The 19174-nt window shown below is 63.0% G+C and carries 20 protein-coding genes; 13 read left to right on the forward strand and 7 right to left on the reverse strand.

The window, feature by feature from the left end; all coding sequences use genetic code 11:
* Positions 1–596: 596 nt before the first annotated feature.
* From HAD_RS01710 to recF, 3 genes are all read left to right on the forward strand, one after another.
* Positions 597–2090, forward strand: a complete 1494-nt coding sequence (locus HAD_RS01710; protein WP_162177459.1) for a DnaA ATPase domain-containing protein — start codon at positions 597–599, stop codon at positions 2088–2090.
* A 188-nt stretch (positions 2091–2278) separates the two neighbouring features.
* Positions 2279–3400: a DNA polymerase III subunit beta gene (gene dnaN / locus HAD_RS01715; protein WP_035571432.1), complete on the forward strand. Its 1122-nt coding sequence runs from the start codon at positions 2279–2281 to the stop codon at positions 3398–3400.
* Between the two features lie 66 nt (positions 3401–3466).
* Complete coding sequence (gene recF, locus HAD_RS01720) at positions 3467–4582, forward strand: DNA replication/repair protein RecF (RefSeq protein ID WP_035569014.1); 1116 nt, start codon at positions 3467–3469, stop codon at positions 4580–4582.
* A 3-nt stretch (positions 4583–4585) separates the two neighbouring features.
* Here the strand turns inward: recF and HAD_RS01725 are convergent, their stop codons facing one another.
* Positions 4586–6115 carry a pilus assembly protein gene (locus HAD_RS01725; protein WP_035569016.1) on the reverse strand — a complete coding sequence of 510 codons (1530 nt, stop codon included), beginning with the start codon at positions 6113–6115 and terminating at the stop codon, positions 4586–4588.
* Entirely contained in the window at positions 6112–6294 is a 183-nt protein-coding gene (locus HAD_RS18490) for a hypothetical protein (protein ID WP_156942124.1), read from the reverse strand. The genes HAD_RS01725 and HAD_RS18490 overlap by 4 nt, the downstream gene beginning before the upstream one ends.
* A 63-nt stretch (positions 6295–6357) precedes the next feature.
* Between HAD_RS18490 and HAD_RS01730 the strand changes: the two genes are divergently transcribed.
* Entirely contained in the window at positions 6358–7152 is a 795-nt protein-coding gene (locus tag HAD_RS01730; RefSeq protein ID WP_035569018.1) for a thymidylate synthase, read from the forward strand.
* 10 nt (positions 7153–7162) lie between these two features.
* On the opposite strand, the gene HAD_RS01735 is transcribed toward HAD_RS01730, so the two are convergent.
* A complete protein-coding gene (locus tag HAD_RS01735) occupies positions 7163–7516 on the reverse strand; it encodes a carboxymuconolactone decarboxylase family protein (protein WP_199285836.1) in 354 nt (117 codons plus the stop codon).
* A gap of 134 nt (positions 7517–7650) precedes the next feature.
* On the opposite strand from HAD_RS01735, the gene HAD_RS01740 reads away from it, so the two are divergent.
* On the forward strand, positions 7651–8340 hold the full coding sequence (locus HAD_RS01740) for an SOS response-associated peptidase (protein ID WP_035569019.1): 690 nt from the start codon (positions 7651–7653) through the stop codon (positions 8338–8340).
* A gap of 7 nt (positions 8341–8347) precedes the next feature.
* On the opposite strand, the gene HAD_RS01745 is transcribed toward HAD_RS01740, so the two are convergent.
* Positions 8348–9019, reverse strand: coding sequence for a hypothetical protein (locus tag HAD_RS01745; RefSeq protein ID WP_241765280.1), 672 nt, complete (start codon positions 9017–9019; stop codon positions 8348–8350).
* A 147-nt stretch (positions 9020–9166) separates the two neighbouring features.
* Here HAD_RS01745 and HAD_RS01750 point away from each other — a divergent pair, with 147 nt between their 5' ends.
* From HAD_RS01750 to HAD_RS01760, 3 genes are all read left to right on the forward strand, one after another.
* Entirely contained in the window at positions 9167–9706 is a 540-nt protein-coding gene (locus HAD_RS01750; protein ID WP_035569021.1) for a dihydrofolate reductase, read from the forward strand.
* 95 nt (positions 9707–9801) lie between these two features.
* Positions 9802–10710, forward strand: a complete 909-nt coding sequence (locus tag HAD_RS01755) for an SMP-30/gluconolactonase/LRE family protein (RefSeq protein WP_035569023.1) — start codon at positions 9802–9804, stop codon at positions 10708–10710.
* 22 nt (positions 10711–10732) lie between these two features.
* Complete coding sequence (locus HAD_RS01760) at positions 10733–11809, forward strand: MBL fold metallo-hydrolase (protein ID WP_035569025.1); 1077 nt, start codon at positions 10733–10735, stop codon at positions 11807–11809.
* On the opposite strand, the gene HAD_RS01765 is transcribed toward HAD_RS01760, so the two are convergent.
* A complete protein-coding gene (locus HAD_RS01765) occupies positions 11806–12141 on the reverse strand; it encodes a winged helix-turn-helix transcriptional regulator (protein ID WP_035569027.1) in 336 nt (111 codons plus the stop codon). The genes HAD_RS01760 and HAD_RS01765 overlap by 4 nt on opposite strands.
* Positions 12142–12247: 106 nt before the next feature.
* Here HAD_RS01765 and HAD_RS01770 point away from each other — a divergent pair, with 106 nt between their 5' ends.
* The gene (locus HAD_RS01770) at positions 12248–12982 is read left to right on the forward strand and encodes an SDR family NAD(P)-dependent oxidoreductase (protein ID WP_035569030.1); all 735 of its coding nucleotides are present in this window, start codon (positions 12248–12250) and stop codon (positions 12980–12982) included.
* A gap of 76 nt (positions 12983–13058) precedes the next feature.
* Here the strand turns inward: HAD_RS01770 and HAD_RS01775 are convergent, their stop codons facing one another.
* Positions 13059–14282 (reverse strand): P-loop NTPase, encoded by a 1224-nt coding sequence (locus tag HAD_RS01775; protein ID WP_035569032.1) that lies wholly within the window; start codon positions 14280–14282, stop codon positions 13059–13061.
* A 94-nt stretch (positions 14283–14376) separates the two neighbouring features.
* On the opposite strand from HAD_RS01775, the gene hflK reads away from it, so the two are divergent.
* The 4 genes from hflK to HAD_RS01795 all read left to right on the forward strand — a co-directional run bounded on the left by hflK (position 14377) and on the right by HAD_RS01795 (position 18142).
* Positions 14377–15480: an FtsH protease activity modulator HflK gene (gene hflK, locus HAD_RS01780; RefSeq protein ID WP_035569034.1), complete on the forward strand. Its 1104-nt coding sequence runs from the start codon at positions 14377–14379 to the stop codon at positions 15478–15480.
* Between the two features lie 12 nt (positions 15481–15492).
* A complete protein-coding gene (gene hflC / locus HAD_RS01785; protein ID WP_035569035.1) occupies positions 15493–16386 on the forward strand; it encodes a protease modulator HflC in 894 nt (297 codons plus the stop codon).
* A 20-nt stretch (positions 16387–16406) separates the two neighbouring features.
* The gene (locus tag HAD_RS01790) at positions 16407–16607 is read left to right on the forward strand and encodes a DUF2065 family protein (RefSeq protein ID WP_035569037.1); all 201 of its coding nucleotides are present in this window, start codon (positions 16407–16409) and stop codon (positions 16605–16607) included.
* A gap of 83 nt (positions 16608–16690) precedes the next feature.
* Positions 16691–18142, forward strand: coding sequence for a Do family serine endopeptidase (locus HAD_RS01795; protein WP_035569039.1), 1452 nt, complete (start codon positions 16691–16693; stop codon positions 18140–18142).
* Between the two features lie 104 nt (positions 18143–18246).
* On the opposite strand, the gene serB is transcribed toward HAD_RS01795, so the two are convergent.
* Positions 18247–19131, reverse strand: coding sequence for a phosphoserine phosphatase SerB (gene serB, locus HAD_RS01800; protein WP_084331736.1), 885 nt, complete (start codon positions 19129–19131; stop codon positions 18247–18249).
* Positions 19132–19174 lie beyond the last annotated feature (43 nt).

Below are 19174 nucleotides of genomic sequence, written 5' to 3' on the forward strand. Positions count from 1 at the left end.
GGACCACCGGCAAGAAACAAACCCGCCCGGCCTCTCGCCCGGCGGGTTTTTTCTTGCCCGGCATTCGCTTTCCGTCTTTTATTTCCCTGCGCCCAATTCATGGTCAGCGACTGCCCGCTTGAGTGTCACGGATATGATCGAACAACCTACAGAAATGCGATTATGCAGGTCTCGCCGCCTCGCCCCCTGCACGAATGCACGATCACGGGAAGTCCTGAAACCGTTCCAAAATATTTCCTGTTTTTGATGAGAATTACACAGCCAATATTGATGAATCCGTGTTGACAGAACAAAAGTGAACCTTTGTACGCAAAGACTCACTTCAAAAAAAATGCAGGCTTTGTCGGGAATAAAAAACCGTTGTGCCATATAGGTTTTTTCCCCTCACAAGGGTGCTGTGGAAAGAGTCAACACGCCAATCACGGCCGTACAAAAAAAGATACACTTGTCTTTGAAACCGCCCGTCGGTACCTTGAGTTTACCAACGATAAACATCCCTGTACGGAGTATTTTCGGGGCCAGTTTCGGGTAACTGGACAGGGGTGTTGCGTGCCGGTTTGGTGGCTGTAACAGATAACAAAAAAATGGGGCTCGGCATGGACCGAAACAGACTCTTTGACACTCCAGCCAGCGTAGATTCAAATACCAACAAGAAGATCTCCAGCCTTCCCGGCCAGGCCATCTGGCAAGCCGTCCGGGAACATCTCAAGGAGGTCCTCTCCACTGCGGATTTCGAACGGTGGATCACCGATCTGAAACTGATCGCAGAAGTTGACGGCAAGATCGTGATCGCTGCACGGGATCGCCTTTCCTATGATCGTGTGTCCGCGGATCACCGTCATATCCTCCAGCGTATCTGGAAGGAGCATGACGACGTCCGGCGCGATATCCGGCTGGTCTGCTGGAAAGAAGCAGGCGCAGACCTGCGCACGATCGTCGAGGATCCGTGGGCCGACGCGACGCCGGAAGCGGCTGCAGGCGGGGCCGGAAGCGGATCCGGCGGCAATGATGGCGGGACACCGACCAGCGGGCCGCGTCCCTCCTCCGGTGCGCCGGAAATGACGTTCGGGACGCTGGTGACCGGAAAATCGAACGCGATTTCGGTGGAACTGGCCAAACGCGTGGCCGATGGCCAGCCGGTCGGGACACAGGTTCACCTGATCTCCGGCCCGCAGGGCACCGGCAAGACGCACACGCTGCTGGCGCTGCGCACCCGTGCGCTGGAAACCAATACGGACGCCACGGTCGTGTACCTGACGGCAGAGGAATTCCTCTCCGCCTATACGGACGGCGTGAAGGCCAAGGACACGAGCGCCCTGAAAAAGCGCCTGCGGGCGGCCTCCATCCTGCTGATCGACGATCTGCACCGCATTTCCGGCAAGCCGGGAACGGAGACCGAGCTGTTCCAGAACATCCGTGAAGTCACCGGACAGGGCGGTAATGTCGTCCTCGCCGGAGACAAGACACCGGGCGAACTGGCTGGCTTCTCCCCGCGGATGATGAGCGAGCTGAAAGGCGCCACCGTGGTTGAGGTGGAGCTGCCGGACGAGGACATGCGGCGCGAGATCATCCGCCGCCTGGCCCGCCACATCGCAGAGGCCCATCCGGACTTCGTGCTGGACGAGGCGCTGATCGAGCGGATCCATACCGGCATCCGCGGCCCCGGCCGGGAACTGACCGGCGCTGTCTGGAACCTCTTCACCGAGGCAGGCTTCGGCACGATGGCGCCGACATCCGACATGCTGGAACGGGTCATCCGCCGCATGGAAGGTGAAGTGCGCGCCCCGACGATCGAACTGGTGAAAAAGGCGGCGATGAAAGTCTTCAACGTCTCGAAGGCCGACCTCGAAAGCCCGTCCAAGGCCCGCACAGTCGTCTATCCACGCCAGATCGCCATGTATCTGTGCCGGGAGCAGACCCATAAGTCCTTCCCGCAGATCGGACGTGCCTTCGGGCGGCGTGACCACACCACCGTGCTCTATGCACACCGGAAGCTGACCAAGGCCCTGCCCAAGGATCCGGAACTGGCCGCCGACATCGCACGCGTGGCTGCTGCGATCCTCGAACTGCAGGCCACCGGCAACCATTAACGAACTGATTGAGCCGGGACCGCGATCAACGCTTGGCTTTTTCGTATGGATGTTTAAGTGTTCTCAGCCCGTTCCCTTCCCGGGAGCGGGCTGATTCCATCGGCATGTATCGACGGGACAGACCAGCAGGCAGACGCAACAGGGTTTAGCGGGCAGCGGCAGCGTTGCCCGGGATGGACGGAAACACGATGAAACTGACGATCGAACGCGGCGACCTCCTCAACGCACTCTCCCACGTGCAAAACGTGGTCGAGCGGCGCAATACGATCCCGATCCTGTCCAACGTGCTGCTGCAGGCCTCAGGCAACGAATTGCGGCTGACCGCGACCGACCTCGACATCGAAGCGGTCGACAGCGCCCCGGCCAAGGTGGCCAGCGAAGGCGCCGTGACGGCCCCGGCCGGCACGCTGTTCGACGTGGTGCGCAAACTGCCCGCCGGCGCCGAGGTCGAGCTGGAACTGCAACCCGAGAACCAGCGCCTGTCGATCCAGGCAGGCCGCTCGCATTTCGAGCTGCCCACCCTGCCGGCTTCCGACTTCCAGACCATGACGTCCGATGACAGCGCCATCAAGTTTGCGCTCGACGCCAAGGATCTCGTCCGCCTGATCGACAAGACCCGTTTCGCGATCTCGACCGAGGAAACGCGCTATTATCTGAACGGTGTCTTCCTGCACACGACCGACGATGCCGATGGCAAGCCGGTGCTGCGCGCCGTGGCGACCGACGGCCACCGCCTGGCGCTGGCCGAGGCGAAGGCGCCGGACGGCTCTGCCGGGCTGGAAGGCGTAATCGTGCCACGCAAGGCCGTGAGCGAAGCCCGCCGCCTGATCGACGGGCTGGATGGCCCGGTCGACATTGAGGTGTCGGATACGAAGATCGTCGTCCGCGCCGGCCGCGCCACGCTGACGTCGAAACTCATTGATGGTTCGTTCCCGGATTATGGCCGCGTCATTCCGAAGGGCAACACGCGCAAGCTGACGATCGACAACAAGGCGTTCGAAGCGGCGGTCGACCGCGTGTCGACCGTTTCGGCAGAGCGGTCCCGGTCTGTCAAACTGTCCCTGTCGGAAGGCAAGCTGGTCCTCGCGGTGAACCACGCCGAGACCGGTGCCGGTAATGAGGAACTCGAAGCCGAGTATGGCGACGAACCGATGGAAATCGGCTTCAACGCCAAATACCTGCTCGACATCGCCGGTCAGATCGAGGCTCCGGAAGCCGAGTTCATGTTCAATGATCCGGCCTCCCCCGCCCTCGTTCTGGACCCGTCCGACGACTCGGCCCGCTATGTGCTGATGCCGCTGCGCGTCTGATTTCCTGACAAGGAGCGGCCAGACTCCTGAGGATGATGACGCCCCACACTATGGCCGCCTGACGACATGACCGCCTTAACGAGACTGTCGCTCACGGATTTCCGCAATTATGCGTCCCTCACCCTGCCGCTGGATGGTCGGCATGTCTGCCTCTATGGCGCCAATGGCGCGGGCAAGACGAACCTTCTGGAAGCCGTGAGCCAGCTGGGCCCGGGCCGGGGCCTCCGGTCCTCCACCCTGCCGGACATGGCGCGCTCGGGCTCTGCCGGCAGCTGGACGGTGGCGGCAACCCTGGCCGATGAGCACAAGGTCGGCGTGACGCTGGACACTTCCGGGGGCAGTTCCAAACGCGTTGTGCGCCTCGACGGGGCCCCCTCCACGGCGACCGAACTGGCCGAGATTGTCCGCATCGTCTGGCTGACCCCGAACATGGACGGCGTCTTCCGCGGCAGTGCCAGTGACCGGCGGCGCTTCTATGACCGGCTGGTGCTGGCCCACACGCCGTCACATGCCAGCGCCTCCAGCCGCTATGAGCGGGCGATGCGCGAGCGCAATGCCCTGCTGGAACGCGGCCATGTCGACCCGGCCTGGGCCGATGCGATTGAAACGCGCCTTGCCGAAAGCGGAGCGGAGATCGCGATCAATCGCGCGCACGTCATGGACTCCCTGCAGGCCGCGATCGAAGCCCGGCCGGAAGGGCATTTTCCCAAGGCGGATATTTCCCTCGAAGGCGCCGCCGAACAGGCCGCCACGCGGGGCGACGACTTCAAGTCGATTTTCGAAATGCTTGCCGAGACCTGGCGCACCTCCCGCCGCCGGGACATGGCCGCCGGCCGCACGCTGGAAGGTCCGCACCGCTCTGACCTCGCCGTTATTCACCGCCCCACAGGCGCCCCGGCGAAAGACGCCTCGACCGGGCAGCAGAAGGCCCTGCTGATCGGGCTGATCCTCGCCTCGGCAACTGCGCTCAAGGCGGAACGCGACGGGCCGCCGCCGCTTCTCCTGCTGGACGAGGCCGCCGCGCATCTCGACCCCGACCGGCGCGCAGCCCTGTTCGACGAGATCTGCGCCCTCGGCGGCCAGGCCTGGCTGACCGGCACGGAGAAATTCCTGTTCGACAGTTTCGGCGACCGTGCCCAGGCCCTGCACGTGGCAGACGGCACGGTGACCGCGGAAAACTAGGGCCTAGCTCTTGATGCGCAGGTCAGCGATCGACTGGGCGATTTCCTTGTACACCTGCAGCAACTGGTCCCCATCCGCCGCCGAATAGGCGAAGGCGGGGCTGGTGGCGCAGTATTCAAGGATCGTGCGTCCGTCACCGGTTTTCTGCACGCTATCGGGCACCTGGAAGCCGACCGTGTAAATGGTCACCTTGGACGGCGAGGATTTCATCTGATCGCACAGGTCCATGGCCTGATGGAACGAATCCTTGGCGGCGGATGGATGTTCGCGGTTGAAGTCACCATCGGTCATCAGGATCACGGCCTTGGTGGCGTTCACCTCATCATAGTTCCACGGCTTGGACTCCGTCGGCCAGATCGACGACCATTTCGGCGAGATCAGGTACCAGCCCCAGGCGATGCCGAGATGGCCCGCGGTGCCACCGCCTGCCGTCAGGCTGTTCACATGCGCTTTCAGCGACGCCTTGTTGTCCGTCAGCGGAACAGGTCCGGAATCGCGGCATGTGGCATAATTGTTACGAAACGCACCGGTATTGCTGTTGGCGCCGCCATAGGCGACTTCCTGCCAGCCGCGATACTTGTTGCGGTCACTGTAGCTGAAATACCATTCCGGATTGGCCGCGCCGATCCAGGCGAGCGAGCCGGGCGCCGCATCCGTGTCGGCCTGGCTGCCTGTCCGTTCATAGACACAGGAAGACGGCACCGAAACATCGGAATAGTTGCGCCGGGCCGGATCCCAGTCCCAGTTGGAGTACTGGTCGCAATACCCGTAATCCGTGCAGGTGCCTGTCTGGTAATAGAAGAACCGCTTGCCGGTCGACGAGTCGTACATCCGCTTGCCATTGTACGAATTGAAATTCGCCGATGCGGCAATATTGGAGGCATCTGCCGCCAGCGACACGCCGTCGGTGACCGAATTGATATAGGATCCGGCATTGACGGCATTGTTGTAGGTCGTGATCGCGATACGGATTGTCTTGTCGTCCGGCATATCGTCCGGCAGCAGCGTATCGAACGCCGCATTGGCGGCCGTCTTGAGAAGCGACAGGCGGTTATAGCTGTTCATCGAGCCCGAAACGTCGAAGACGAACGCCACGTCCACCTTGCCGACCGAATAGGTCGATGTGGTCGATACGTTAAAGTCCAGATGATCCCGGCCCATGATCTGCGAAATGAATGTCGGCTGCGCACAGGAAATGTTTGCGGAGATGTCTTCGCTGACATCGTCCATCACAACGCCAATCGCCGAACAGGTCATGCCGCCGCCCTGCATGTCGATCAGGGCCCCGGCATATTCGCGGACTTCAGCGATCACCTCCGTCTCGGTCTTGCCTTTCTGGCGTTCCAGCGCGCCCGCCAGAACGGCTGAATCCAGCGCATACTGGACCTTTTCCTTCTGCGAGATCGTGAAACGCAGATCGATCGCAAAGCCGGCCAGCCCCATGATCGCCACGATAATCAGGGCCATCAGCACCATGATGTTACCGCCGGTATCCTGCTGATACCGACGCACAAATTGTTGCAGAATCTTCATTCGAGAATGCATTTTTCCAGCTCCGCCACCCGGATTTTGGAAAAGAATGCACGCTTTTGATTGCGTGGCGGTTCTGTTTTGCTGGTGAATTTCCCGTTTGCCTGCAAAGCTGATTTAACCATGCAGGTCCCGCCGCGGCCTGCACCGCCCGGCGAATGCGCGGCAAGGGAGGTGCGCAAACGGGAATCACGCTAGAGACCGTTCGTTTGCGATACGCCAGAGAAGCTTAGGAGTCCGGAGCCATGCAACAGTATCTCGATCTTCTGCGGGACGCGCTCGAGAACGGCTTCGAACGAGGAGATCGGACAGGCACGGGCACACGGGCAGTCTTTGGCCGCCAGCTGCGCTTCAACCTCGAAGATGGTTTCCCGATGGTAACCACAAAGAAGCTGCACCTGCGCTCGATCATCATCGAGCTGCTCTGGTTCCTGAAGGGCGATACCAACATCAAGTACCTGAAGGACAACAAGGTCTCGATCTGGGATGAGTGGGCCGACGAGAACGGCGATCTCGGCCCGGTCTATGGCAAGCAGTGGCGCAGCTGGGCCGCACCGGACGGGCGGACAATCGACCAGATCCAGTGGGTGCTGGACGAGATCCGCACCAATCCGAATTCCCGCCGCCTGATCGTGTCCGCCTGGAACCCGGCCGATGTGAACGAGATGGCCCTGCCGCCCTGCCACTGCCTGTTCCAGTTCAATGTCATGGACGGCAAGCTGAACTGCCAGCTCTACCAGCGCTCAGCCGACATTTTCCTCGGCGTGCCGTTCAACATCGCCTCCTATGCGCTGCTCACCATGATGATGGCCCGCGCGACCGGCCTGAAGCCGGGCGAGTTCATTCACACGTTCGGCGACGCCCATCTCTACCTGAACCATGTCGAACAGGCGGAGCTGCAGCTCTCGCGGGAGCCGCTGCCCCTGCCGACCATGCGCATGAATCCGGACAAGACGGACCTGTTCGGCTGGGAGTTCGAGGACTTTACGGTCGAGAACTACCAGGCCCACGCTCACATCAAGGCGCCGGTCGCAGTCTGATGACTCCAGCTTAGTCCTTCAGCGCCTGCCAGGCGTTCCAGGCATCGCCCGCATACATCAGGGCCGGGCCGCCGCCCATGTAGACCGTCATGCCAAGCGCTTCGGCGACTTCGCCATCGGTTGCGCCGAGGCGTTTCAGCGCCTTGGTGTGGAATCCGATACAGCCGTCGCACTGTTTGGCGACGCCGATGGACAGCGCGATCAGTTCCTTGGTCTTCTTGTCGAGCGCGCCGTCTTCGAGGGCGGCTTTCGACATGGCGTTGAACTGGTTCACCGTCTCTGCGGCGCCAGCGGACCGCAGCCCGCCAATGCCCTGGCTGATGGAGCCGGTAATGGCGGCAAAATCCTTGGTTCCCATGCTCATGTTCGCTCCTGTCGTCTGTGCTGGTCTCTAGCTGGGAGCTTAAAGTGGCCTCATCAATAAGGGTTTAACCGGATGAGGCCCGCAGCGGTCAGATCGCGATTGGCAGGCGCGCCGGGCACCTCTACGCTGCCGGCATGTGCGGACGATTTTTCAGACATGGCGTGACCTGGGCGGAATATCACGCAGCCCTGTCGATCATCCAGCCGCTCGGCGTGGAGCCGCCGGAAGCGGCGTACAATATCGCGCCGACCCAATATGTCCCGATCATCCGCCTGACACCGGAGGGAGAGCCGGACCCGGCCGGATCCCGTCAGATGGCGCCGGCCATGTGGGGCCTCGTGCCCAGCTGGTGGCACCAGCCGCTGAAGGAGAAGAAATTCTCCACATTCAATGCCCGCGCCGAGGGCCTGCAGGAATCGAACACGTTCCGCGGCTCGTTCCGCCACCGGCGCTGCCTCGTGCCCGCCAGCGGCTTCTATGAGTGGACCGGGCCGAAGGGCAAACGCACCCCCTTTGCGATCGGACTGCGCAACCGGCGCTGGTTCTGCTTTGCGGGCCTGTGGGACCGCGCCATGATCGACGGGTCGGAGATCGACAGCTTCACGATCATCACGACCCAGCCGAACGATCTGATGGCCGGGCTGCACACGCGGATGCCGGTGATCATAGACCCGCAGAATTATTCGCGCTGGCTGACCGCTTCCACGCGGGAGGTGGAAAGACTGTTCGAGCCCTACCCCACCGACGCCATGCATGCCTGGCCCGTCGGCGCTGCGGTCGGCAATGTCCGCAACCAGGGCCCGCAACTGATCGAGGAAGTCTGAGCGCGGGTCACAATTCCTTCGGGTCGGTCAGGCCAAGGTCCTCCCGCCGCCTGATGACAACCGAGACAATCACCGCCCCGACCATCTTGCCGATCACGAAGACAATCCAGTTCCAGAAATGCAGGGAATTGCCAGGCTCGGCCCCGAATTCCATCTGCTTGGCAAGGTCTGCGCCGTAAAGAAACACGGTCGTGTCCACCGGCGCCGCAAACAGGCTGGAGAGCAGGATCCGCGTCGACAGGCGGTATTTGGTGAAGGTGAACATCAGCCAGTCCACGCCTTCGGAAATGGCGAAGGCCACGCCGCTGGCCAATGCAATCACCGGCCAGGCGTAATAGAACGACCAGCCCACCGCGAGCGCCATGGCGATGAGCACCCGGTGGTGCATCTCGCGCTGAACGAAATCGCGCACAACGAACACCATGCCCGTCACCATTGTCATCGGGTGCAGCGACACGCCATGCGCGAACAGGGCGCTTTGATGCGGTTCGATGACCTGGAACTCGGGAATGACCCCGAACGACCAGTTCAGGAAGGGAATCAGGGCCACGTAAATAATGGCCCAGAAGCGCCCCTTGAGCATCCAGATCGCGCTGAATGTAAGCAGAAGCGCCACCAGCGCAGGCAACAGCTGCTCTGCGTGCCCGTTCGTAAGCACTGAAATCAAAGTATTAATCACGAAGCTCCCCGAATGGATCGCATTATTGGCAGGTGAGACTGAGTTGCAAGCCTTGCTTTTGCGCCCGCCTAGCGGCCACAACCTTCCGGTGCTGGGCCCACCCCCAACTCAACCCGACAGGAACCTCGCAACAAAGGTGTTGCCACCATGCCGGACAATTTGAACGTCTGCCTTATCGCGGCCCGCGGCCGCAACAATGTGATCGGTAATGAGGGCGACCTGCCCTGGCGCCTGAAGGATGACCTGTCCTTTTTCAAGAAGGTCACCATGGGCTGCCCGATCCTGATGGGGCGCAAGACCTGGGAAAGCCTGCCATTCCGCCCGCTCAAAGGCCGCGAGAACATCGTGATGACGCGCGACTGGACCTATAACGCACCCGGCGCGCGGGTCTATTCGAGCTTCCCGGCCGCGATCAATGCCGCCCGGGCCGTCGCGGCCCGTGAAGGCGCCGGGTGCGTCTTCGTGATCGGCGGCGCCACGATCTACGACCTTGCCCTGCCCTATGCCGACCGGATCTTCATGACCGAAGTCGACGCCAATCCCGAAGGCGATGTCTTCTTCCCCGAGCTGCGCGGGAGCGAGTGGTCCAGCGAGACCCTGGCCAGCTACCCGGCAGGTGACGGCAACGACCATGCGTTTTCCATTGTGCGCATGGACCGGCAATTGGCGGTCTCGCCCCGGTCCTGACGGGCCTGCCTGCGAAAACATTTGACACTCTGACTGCCAGATTGCAGTTTCGCTGACACGCGCATAGGGTGGCCTCCTTCTATGGGAGGAAAAACATGGAATATGAAACAGTCGCGAGCGGTCTCCGCTTTCCGGAAGGCCCGGTCGTCATGGCCGACGGCTCCATCATCGTGGTGGAGATCGAGAAGAAGTGCATCACGCGCTGCTGGGATGGCGGCAAGACCGAAGTGATCGCGACGCCCGGCGGCGGCCCCAACGGCCTCGCCATCGGGCCGGATGGCGCGCTCTGGGTCTGCAACAATGGCGGCTTCCTCTATCACGAACAGGACGGCATGCTGATCCCCGGCAATTGCCCGCCGGACTATGATGGCGGCCGCATCGAACGGGTCGACCTGTCGACCGGCAAGGTCGAGCGCGTGCTGGACACGGTGGACGGCAACAAGCTGACCGGCCCGAACGACCTCGTCTTCGACAAGGCCGGCAATCTCTACTTCACTGACCATGGCAAGACCTATTCCCGTCACCGCGACTTTGGCGGGCTTTACTTCCTGGCGAAGGGCGCCAGCGAAGCGAAGGAGCTCGACTTCCACTATTCCAGCCCCAATGGCGTCGGCCTCTCGCCTGACGAGCAGACCGTCTACATGGCCGACACGATGACCGGCCGCATGTGGGCGTTCGACCTGGAAAGCCCCGGCGTGATCAAGCCAGCCAGCCCGCTGAATGGCGGCCGCGTCGTCGCCACCATGCCCGGCCTGCAATATTTCGACAGCCTCGGCATGACCGCGGCCGGGAATGTCTGTGTAGCAACCATCCTGAATGGCGGCATCACCACGATCACACCCGAAGGTGAGTTCAGCCACATCGCCTTCCCGGACCTGCTGGTCACCAATATCGCCTTTGGCGGAGACGACATGCGCGATGCCTACATCACGCTGTCGGGGACGGGAAACCTGATCAAATGCCGATGGCCGGAACCCGGCCTGACACTCAATTTCAACGCCTGACCTGTCAGGCTGGGGGACGACAATGCGATACCTGAGGCCGGTTCTGGTTATTCTGGCGCTGCTATTGGTGACCGGGGCAGTTGCCCGCACCGTATTCAGTGTACAGATCGGAGAAATGGCTTTCAGGAGCGCGGTCAAGAAGAATGCCGGGAAAAGCGCATTGGCAGACGTCCCGGATGGCCTGATGGTCGTCCTGGTCGGCACCGGCTCCCCCCTGCCTGACCCGAACCGGGCCGGCCCGATGACGGTCGTCGCGGCAGGCAATCGTGTCTTCATCGTCGATGCGGGTGCAGGTTCCGGCCGGAAATTCGGTGAGTTCTCCCTGCCCTGGGGCCGGGTGGAGGCGGCGTTCCTGACGCACTTCCATTCCGATCATATCGACGGGCTCGGCGAGGTCATGCTGCAGCACTGGGCCGCGGGCGGGGCCGATACGCCGCTGGCCCTCTACGGCCCGGAAGGTGTGGAACGGGTCGCGGCGGGCTTCAACGAGGCCTATGCGCAGGATGCGGTCTACCGCATCGCGCATCATGGGGCCGAGGTCGTGCCGCCGTCCGGTGCAGGCGCAGAAGCCTTCCCCTTCACCACCGATGGCGGCGCCGTGCGCGTCTATGAGCGGGACGGCCTGATCATCACCGCCGTGCCGGTGGACCACAGCCCGGTGCATCCGGCGGTCGCCTACCGCTTCGACTACAAGGGCCGCTCGGTGACGATTTCGGGCGACACGAAGAAGGATCAGGCCCTGATCGATCTGGCGCGGAGCACGGACGTGCTGGTGCACGAGGCGCTGAACGATGAAATGGTCGGCGAGGTCGCCAGCCGGCTCGACACGCTCGGCGCCAAGCGTCTGGAAAAGATCATGAACGACATTCCGGATTACCACACCAGCCCCGTCCAGGCCGCGGAAGTGGCCAGCGAGGCCGGCGCAGGCCTGCTCGTCTTCAGCCACATCGTCCCGGCCCAGCCAAGCCGCCTCCTCTACCCCGCCTTCATGAAGGGCACGAAAAAAGCCTTCGACGGCCCGATCCTGATGGGCGAAGACGGCATGGCGTTTGTCCTGCCGGCAGGCTCTGACAAGATCGAGCGCAGGCGGCTGGACTAGGCCGGGTCTGCCAGTGCGTCGGCGATGGCGCCCTGGTGCTGTTCGCCCCATTCGCAAAGCGGCACGAGGGTCTGGCTGAGGCTTTTGCCCAGAGGTGTCAGAGCATAGTCCACGCGCGGGGGCACTTCGCCGTGGTCGGTGCGGCTCACAAGGCCGTGGTATTCCATTTCCTTGAGCTGCTGGATCAGCATCTTGTCGCTGACGCCTTCAATGCTCCGCTTCAGCTCGCCATACCGCATCGGCTGCCGGGCCAGGAAGAACAGGATCAGAGGTTTCCACTTGCCGCCGATCAGGCGGAGCGCAGCGTCCAGTCCGCAGATAAAAGGTTTCATCGTTTCAGCCTCGCAAATTTTCTTTCATACTTACCAAATGGTGCATACTTGTCCAAAAGTAAGTGGCCGCCCAGCTAACCGTCTCCAACATGAAAGGAGATTGGACATGAAAAAGCTTGAAGGAAAAATCGCAGTCGTCACCGGAGGTGGTTCCGGGATCGGCTTCGCCACGGCCCGCCGGTTTATTGAGGACGGCGCCACCGTTTACCTGTTCGGACGCCGTCAGGATGTTCTGGATACGGCCGTCCGGGAATTGGGCCCGCAGGCCCACGCGGTCGCTGGCGATGTGACGCATCCGGAAGACCTCGACCGCCTGTACGATGCGATCGCAAAGGCGCACGGCCAGGTCGACATCGTGTTCGCCAATGCCGGACTGGGCGATCTGGCACCGCTCGGCGACATAACGCCTGAACAGTTCGACCGCACCTTCGGGGTCAATGTGAAGGGTACTCTGTTCACTGTACAAAAGGCCCTGCCGCTGCTGAAGCCCGGCAGTTCCATCATTCTCACCGGCTCAACCACTGGCGTACAAGGCACGCCCGCCTTCAGCGTCTACAGCGCATCGAAAGCGGCGGTCCGGAACTTCGCCCGCAGCTGGGCGCAGGATCTCCGGGGCACCGGCATCCGCATCAATGTCCTGGTACCCGGCGGCACGGAAACCGAAACGGTCATGCGCGACATCGGTTCAGACGTGATGACGCAGATCGGCGCATCCAGCCCGCTCGAGCGTCTGGGGCAGCCGGACGAGACCGCTGCGGTCGCCGCCTTCCTCGCCTCGGCTGACAGCAGCTACATGACCGGAAGCGAAGTGTTCGTGGATGGCGGCCTCGCCCAGGTTTGAGCCGCCGCAGATCAACGGGGCTGGCCCCGGAACATGGCAGGCCTGCCGCCATGTCCGAAGACCGGCCCCGGACGGACTAATCCTCGAACACAATCTCGGGTGGCGCCTTGGTTTCCAGCGTGTCGAGGCCGATGGCGACCTTGCGGGCAAGCTCGTGGAACGCCTGCGCGGTTTCTTCATCGCCGATGGCAGCGGGCACGCCCTTGTCGCCGCCTTCGCGGATGGCCTGCAGCATCGGCACTTCGGCGAGCAGCGGCAGGCCCAGCGCATCGGCCATGCGCTGGCCGCCGCCATGGCCCATCAGGTAATGCTTGTTGCCGGCCGGGTCCTGGAAATAGCTCATCGTCTCGACAAGGCCGATCACCGGCACGGCGGTCTTGGTGAACATGGCCGCGCCGCGGCGCACGTCTGCGAGGGCCACTTCCTGCGGCGTCGTCACGATCAGCGCGGCGGTGACCGGCACTTTCTGCGCGATGGTCAGCTGGGCATCGCCCGTGCCGGGCGGCGTGTCGATCACCAGCACGTCCAGCGGATCTTCCGGCGTGCCCCATTCGGCATCGTTCAGCATCTGCGTGATCGCCGACATGACGATCGGCCCGCGCCAGATCATCGGCGCATCCGGATCTGACAGATAGCCGATCGACAGCGTCTTCAGCCCGTGCGCCTCGACCGGCACCAGTTTCTTGTTCTTCGACCCCTTCGGCTCGGCCCCCTGGGTGCCGAGCATGGTGGGAATGGACGGGCCGTAGACGTCGGCGTCCAGCAGGCCGACTTTCATGCCGGTTTTCGCGAGGGCGGCAGCCAGGTTCACCGAAACGGTGGACTTGCCGACCCCGCCCTTGGCGCTGGCGACGACCAGGATGCGGGAAATGCCGGGGATTTTCGCGACGCTCCCCTGCTGACGCTGCGGCGCGCCCTGCTGCATCGCCTCGTCCGACAGGCGCGCGCCTTTTTGCACGCGGCGCGGCGACGGGGTCAGGTTCAGCAGCTCTGAACGGCCTTTGGGCTGGCCCTTTGGCGCGGCGGGCGCATGCGTGTGCGTGCGGGGCGCGGCCCCCTGCTGGCGCTCTGCGGTCAGCACGGTGGTGACCGATTCCACCCCCGGAACGAGGCCCGCCTTGCCCTCGGCTTCCATCCGCAGCGCTTCGGCGCCCGCCGTATCGGCCGGGTCGGCGACGATCACCAGCACGGCGCGGCCGCTCTCATCGACGCTGACAGACTCCAGCCAGTCCGGGCTGCCAAGCGCCTTCATGACTGCATCTGCCTGTTTTTGCCGGGTTTTCCCCTTGGAACCGAACATGACCGCGACCCTCTATCCCTTGATGCCCCGAAAAGGGCATGCACTTATTAGCAAAGCACCTATATGGAAGCGAACACGCGCAACAGGAGGGGCCATGCCCTGGGATGATAAAACAAAAGGTAGCGGCCCATGGGGCGGCGGTGGCGACGACAAGGGAGGGGGCGACGGCAACTCCCCTTGGAAGCGCCCATCCGGCGGCAATGGCGGCGGTGACCTGGAAGACCAGATGCGCCGGATGCAGGAGCGTTTCCGCGGTCGCGGCAATGGCGGCGGCGGTGGCCGGCGCAAAGGCGGCGGCTCTGGCCCGAATTTCGGCCCGCTCGGCGTCCTTGTGCTCGCCGGCATCGCACTCATTGCCTGGCTGATGACGGGTGTCGTCGTGGTCGACGAAGGCTCGCGCGCCGCTGTGTTCCGTTTCGGCCAGTGGCAGACGAATTTCACGCCCGGCCTGCACTTCCACCTGCCTGCCCCGATCGAGACGCATGTCGTCATGCCGTCCGAGAAGCAGCAGGAAACGCAGATCGGCAACAACGCCAATGAAGCCCTGATGCTGACCGGCGACGAAAACATCGTCGACGTCCGCTTCCGCGTGTTCTGGTTCTACGATCCGGCCAATCCGGAGAATTTCATCCTCAACGTGGATGGCGGCAGCGAGCTGCTGAAAGCCTCCGCCGAGAGCGTGATGCGCGAAGTGGTCGGCAAATCGGACCTGAATGACGTCATCACCACGGGCCGGACCACGATCTCCGAACAGGTGAAGGCCCAACTGCAGGCCCTGATGAACGACTATCGCGCGGGTATTCAGGTGCAGAACGTCGAAATCCAGGAAGCGGCCGCCCCTGCGCAGGTGCGCCAGGCCTTTATCGACGTGGTCAATGCCGGGCAGGATGCCGAAAAGGCCATCCAGGAAGCCAACAAGTACGCCAACGACATCATCCCGCGTGCAGAAGGCCAGGCCCAGCAGGTGTTGCAAAACGCCGAAGCCTATCGCGAGCAGGTGATCGCCAATTCGACCGGTGAAGCCGCCCGCTTCACCTCCATCCTCGACGAATACCGCAAGGCACCTCAGGTGACCCGCGAGCGGATGTATCTCGAGACCATGGAACGCGTCCTTGGCAACACCGACAAGGTGATCCTCGATTCCGACTCCGGCGCGGTGCCATACCTGCCGGTCAACCCCAACCGCAGCAGCCAATAGGAGCGATTCATCATGCGTGGACTTGGTATCTTCGCCCTAATCATCGCCGCCGCGGCGCTGATTGTCGGCATGAACAGTTTTTTCATCGTCAACCAGACCGAACAGGCCCTCGTCCTGCAGGTTGGTAAGGCGCAGGCCGCCTACAATGCCCCCGGGCAGAACCAGGCCGGCCTGAAAATGAAATTGCCGTTCGTTCAGAACGTCATCAAATATGACCGCCGCAATATCGGGCTCGACATTCCCAACATCGAAGTTCTGGCCTCGAACCAGGAACAGCTGATCGTGGACGCCTTCGTGCGCTACCAGATCTCTGATCCACTGGCCTTCTACCAGCGCCTGCAGACGCAGCGCGTGGCCGAGAACCAGCTGTCGCAGTTCACCAACACGGCCATCCGGAACGCCCTGGCCAACAAGCTGCCGGAGGAGATCATCTCCGGCCAGCGGGCCAAGCTGATGGACGAGATCCGGGAGAACCTGTCGGACTCCATCGCCGGCCGCGGTATCGACATCATCGATGTGCGCATCCGCCGGGCGGACCTGCCGCAGGACGTCTCCGAGCGTGTCTTCCGCCGCATGGAAGCCGCCCGGAACCAGGAAGCCGAGCTGATCCGCGCCAATGGCGACAAGCAGGCCCAGGCCGTCCGCGCCAAGGCCGATCGCGACAAGACGGTGATCCTCGCCGAAGCGAACCAGAGATCTGAAGAGATCCGCGGTGAAGGCGATGCCAAGCGGAACGAGATCTATGCCAGCGCTTATGGCCGCGATCCCGAATTCTTCCGCTTCCAGCGTGCCCTGATCGCTTGCGAACAGGGGCTGAAGAAAGGCACCACGCAGATCGTCGTCGGCCCGCAAAATCTCGGCCTGTGCGACGAGTTCATTGCGGCCGCTCGCAAGAACTCCAAGTGATCTGAGGGAGTTAATTGGCCATGACGCTGCCACTGATCCTGCTGGCGGGTGTCGGCATGTGGTTTCTGCTTGAAGGGGCGGCCTATGCGGTCGCCCCGGACTTCATGCGACGCCTCGCCGTTCTCGTCACACAGATGAGCACCCGGGAGCTGACCATGGCGGGCCTTGTCGGCGGGGCCGTCGGGATCGTGCTGATCTGGCTTGCAGTTCACTTGGGCTGAATCTGTTGCGCCTTGCCCGCAAAGCGCCATAGTCTGCGATACAATAAGTTCCTTATTCCGCCCGCAGAGGAAGCCGAAGTCCCATGCGTTTTCCGGCTCTTGCCGCCCTTGCCCTTCTCGTTTCCGTCCCACTGGCGGCCCCCGCCGCCGCGCAGCAGAGCCTGTCACGTTCGGTTGAAGGCCTCGACCAGAGGGACCGCCCGGCAAGTTTCCGTGACTTGTCGAAACGGCTGATGCCGGCCGTGGTGAATATCTCCACATCCAAGACCGTCGCGCCGGAAGGCATGCCCACCTTTCCGGAGGGCTCGCCGATGGAACGGTTCAATGATTTCTTCGGCCGCGACGAAGACGGCTTCCGCCGGGAAGGCTCGCTCGGCTCCGGCTTCGTGATCAGCGCCGACGGCTATGTCGTGACCAACAATCACGTCATCGACGGGGCAGACGAGATCGAAGTGAATTTCGCCAATGGCCGCGTTCTGGACGCCGAACTGGTCGGACGGGACCGGGATACAGACCTCGCCGTTCTGAAGGTGAAATCCGACACCCCCCTGTCCTATGTCAGCTTCGCCGACAGCGATGCCGCGGAAGTGGGCGACTGGGTGATCGCCATCGGCAACCCGTTCGGCTTTGGCGGCTCTGTGTCCGCCGGCATCATCTCGGCCCGCAACCGCGACCTGAATGCCGGACGTTCGGATGATTTCATCCAGACCGACGCGGCCATCAACCGGGGCAATTCCGGCGGCCCGCTGTTCAATCTCGGCGGCGAAGTCGTCGGCGTGAACACGGCGATCATCTCGCCCACGGGCGGCTCGGTCGGTATCGGCTTTTCGGTGCCGTCGAACCTCGTCAACCGGATCACGGGCGAACTGATCAAGTCCGGGCGCATCCGCCGGTCCTGGCTGGGCGTCAATGTTCAGGATGCGGATGAAGCGCTGGTCCGCGCCTATCGCGCCTCCGGCAAGGGCGGCGTGATCGTCACCCGCATCACCGATGACGGCCCGGCCGACAAGGCGAAACTGGAAGTCGGTGACCTGATCCTCAGCTTCGACGGCCAGCCGGTTGCCAGTGTGCGGGAACTGACCCGCGTCATCGCCGACACGCCGATCGACAAGAGCGTGCCCGTCCGTCTGGTGCGCGATGGCCGCGCCCGCACCTTCACCGTCACCATGGGCGAGCTTCAGGAAGAGACCCCCGAAGACACCACCCAGCTGCCGGACCTGCCCGCCAGTGCCAATGATCTCGGCGCAGACCTTTCCAGCCTCGACGATGACATCCGCCGCCGCTATGGCGTGCCGAAAGACGTCGAAGGCGTTGTCGTCACCTCCGTCTCCGCCCGCGGGCCCGCCTATGGCAAACTGGTGCGCGGCGACGTGATCATCGAGATCAATTTCGAACGTGTCGCCACGGTGACCGATACGCTGGAAAAGGTGAAAGCCGCCCGCGCCAATCCGGCAGAGCCGCTGCTGGTCCGCGTCAAACGCCGCGGCGATGCCGGCTGGTTCGATCAGTTCCTCAGCGTCGACCTTGGCAAGTAAGCCCCGCGCACCGCAGGAAGGACGCGAAACGGGCGCTATATAGTGTCCATAGAAGGTCCATAGAGGGTGTTTGTGATTGTCCGGAAGCCGGACTTATCCAACACCTAGCCGAGGAATTCGCTCGCCTCATAGCCCTGGAAGAAGAGCGCGGCGCGCAGGTCCGTATGCTCGATCGACGCATGGGCTTCGGCGGCCACGACAGGCTTGGCATGATAGGCGATGCCGAGGCCCGACGCCTTGATCATGGCGAGGTCGTTGGCCCCGTCGCCCAGGGCGATCACCTCGTCGCGGCCGATGCCTTTCGCCGCGGCGAACTCGTCCAGCGCGGACAGTTTCGCTTCGCGGCCCAGGATCGGGCGGCCGACCTCCCCTGTCAGGGCCTTGCCGTCATCGACCAGCGTGTTGCCGCGATGCGTGTGAAAGCCTGCCGCCGCCGCGACGCGGGAGGTGAAATAGGTGAAGCCGCCCGACACCAATACAGTTTCTGCCCCGTCCGCTTTCATCGTCTCGACCAGCGTTTTCGCGCCGGGGTTCAGCGTGATCCGCTCCGAATAGGCCTGTTCCAGGGCGTCGAGGCCGAGGCCTTTCAGCATGGCGACACGGGTTGTCAGGGCGCCTTCAAAGTCCAGCTCGCCGCGCATGGCGCGCTCGGTGATGGCCGACACTTCCGCCTTCAAGCCGGCAAAATCTGCCAGTTCATCAAGGCATTCCTGTCCGATGATCGTGGAATCCATGTCGGAGATCAGCAGGCGTTTGCGGCCGCTTGCGGCCGGCAGCACGGCGGTATCGACCGGGTGGCCCCGCTCCGCCAGCCGGGCCCGCATGCGGGCGGCCTGGTCCTGATCGCCCGGCAGCTGCCATTCCAGCGCGACCAGCCCGTCCACGCTGCCCAGCGCGCGCGACGGGGCCACGCGGCCAAGCTCAGCCGAAACTTCCGCTTCCAGCTTCGCCGCATCCATGGCGGCGACGGCGACGATCCTGAGGCTCATGTCAGTCTTCCCGGGTTTTCCCGCGTCTTCATGGGTTTCCTAC

The organism is Hyphomonas adhaerens MHS-3, assembly GCF_000685235.1.
GTDB classification, from domain to species: domain Bacteria; phylum Pseudomonadota; class Alphaproteobacteria; order Caulobacterales; family Hyphomonadaceae; genus Hyphomonas; species Hyphomonas adhaerens.

Coding starts and splice junctions, on each gene's coding strand:
- HAD_RS01710 (WP_162177459.1), top strand. CDS start 597: ATGGACCGAAACAGACTCTTTGACACTCCAGCCAGCGTAGATTCAAAT.
- dnaN (WP_035571432.1), top strand. CDS start 2,279: ATGAAACTGACGATCGAACGCGGCGACCTCCTCAACGCACTCTCCCAC.
- recF (WP_035569014.1), top strand. CDS start 3,467: ATGACCGCCTTAACGAGACTGTCGCTCACGGATTTCCGCAATTATGCG.
- HAD_RS01725 (WP_035569016.1), bottom strand. CDS start 6,115: ATGAAGATTCTGCAACAATTTGTGCGTCGGTATCAGCAGGATACCGGC.
- HAD_RS01730 (WP_035569018.1), top strand. CDS start 6,358: ATGCAACAGTATCTCGATCTTCTGCGGGACGCGCTCGAGAACGGCTTC.
- HAD_RS01735 (WP_199285836.1), bottom strand. CDS start 7,516: ATGAGCATGGGAACCAAGGATTTTGCCGCCATTACCGGCTCCATCAGC.
- HAD_RS01740 (WP_035569019.1), top strand. CDS start 7,651: ATGTGCGGACGATTTTTCAGACATGGCGTGACCTGGGCGGAATATCAC.
- HAD_RS01750 (WP_035569021.1), top strand. CDS start 9,167: ATGCCGGACAATTTGAACGTCTGCCTTATCGCGGCCCGCGGCCGCAAC.
- HAD_RS01755 (WP_035569023.1), top strand. CDS start 9,802: ATGGAATATGAAACAGTCGCGAGCGGTCTCCGCTTTCCGGAAGGCCCG.
- HAD_RS01760 (WP_035569025.1), top strand. CDS start 10,733: ATGCGATACCTGAGGCCGGTTCTGGTTATTCTGGCGCTGCTATTGGTG.
- HAD_RS01765 (WP_035569027.1), bottom strand. CDS start 12,141: ATGAAACCTTTTATCTGCGGACTGGACGCTGCGCTCCGCCTGATCGGC.
- HAD_RS01770 (WP_035569030.1), top strand. CDS start 12,248: ATGAAAAAGCTTGAAGGAAAAATCGCAGTCGTCACCGGAGGTGGTTCC.
- HAD_RS01775 (WP_035569032.1), bottom strand. CDS start 14,282: ATGTTCGGTTCCAAGGGGAAAACCCGGCAAAAACAGGCAGATGCAGTC.
- hflK (WP_035569034.1), top strand. CDS start 14,377: ATGCCCTGGGATGATAAAACAAAAGGTAGCGGCCCATGGGGCGGCGGT.
- hflC (WP_035569035.1), top strand. CDS start 15,493: ATGCGTGGACTTGGTATCTTCGCCCTAATCATCGCCGCCGCGGCGCTG.
- HAD_RS01790 (WP_035569037.1), top strand. CDS start 16,407: ATGACGCTGCCACTGATCCTGCTGGCGGGTGTCGGCATGTGGTTTCTG.
- HAD_RS01795 (WP_035569039.1), top strand. CDS start 16,691: ATGCGTTTTCCGGCTCTTGCCGCCCTTGCCCTTCTCGTTTCCGTCCCA.
- serB (WP_084331736.1), bottom strand. CDS start 19,131: ATGAGCCTCAGGATCGTCGCCGTCGCCGCCATGGATGCGGCGAAGCTG.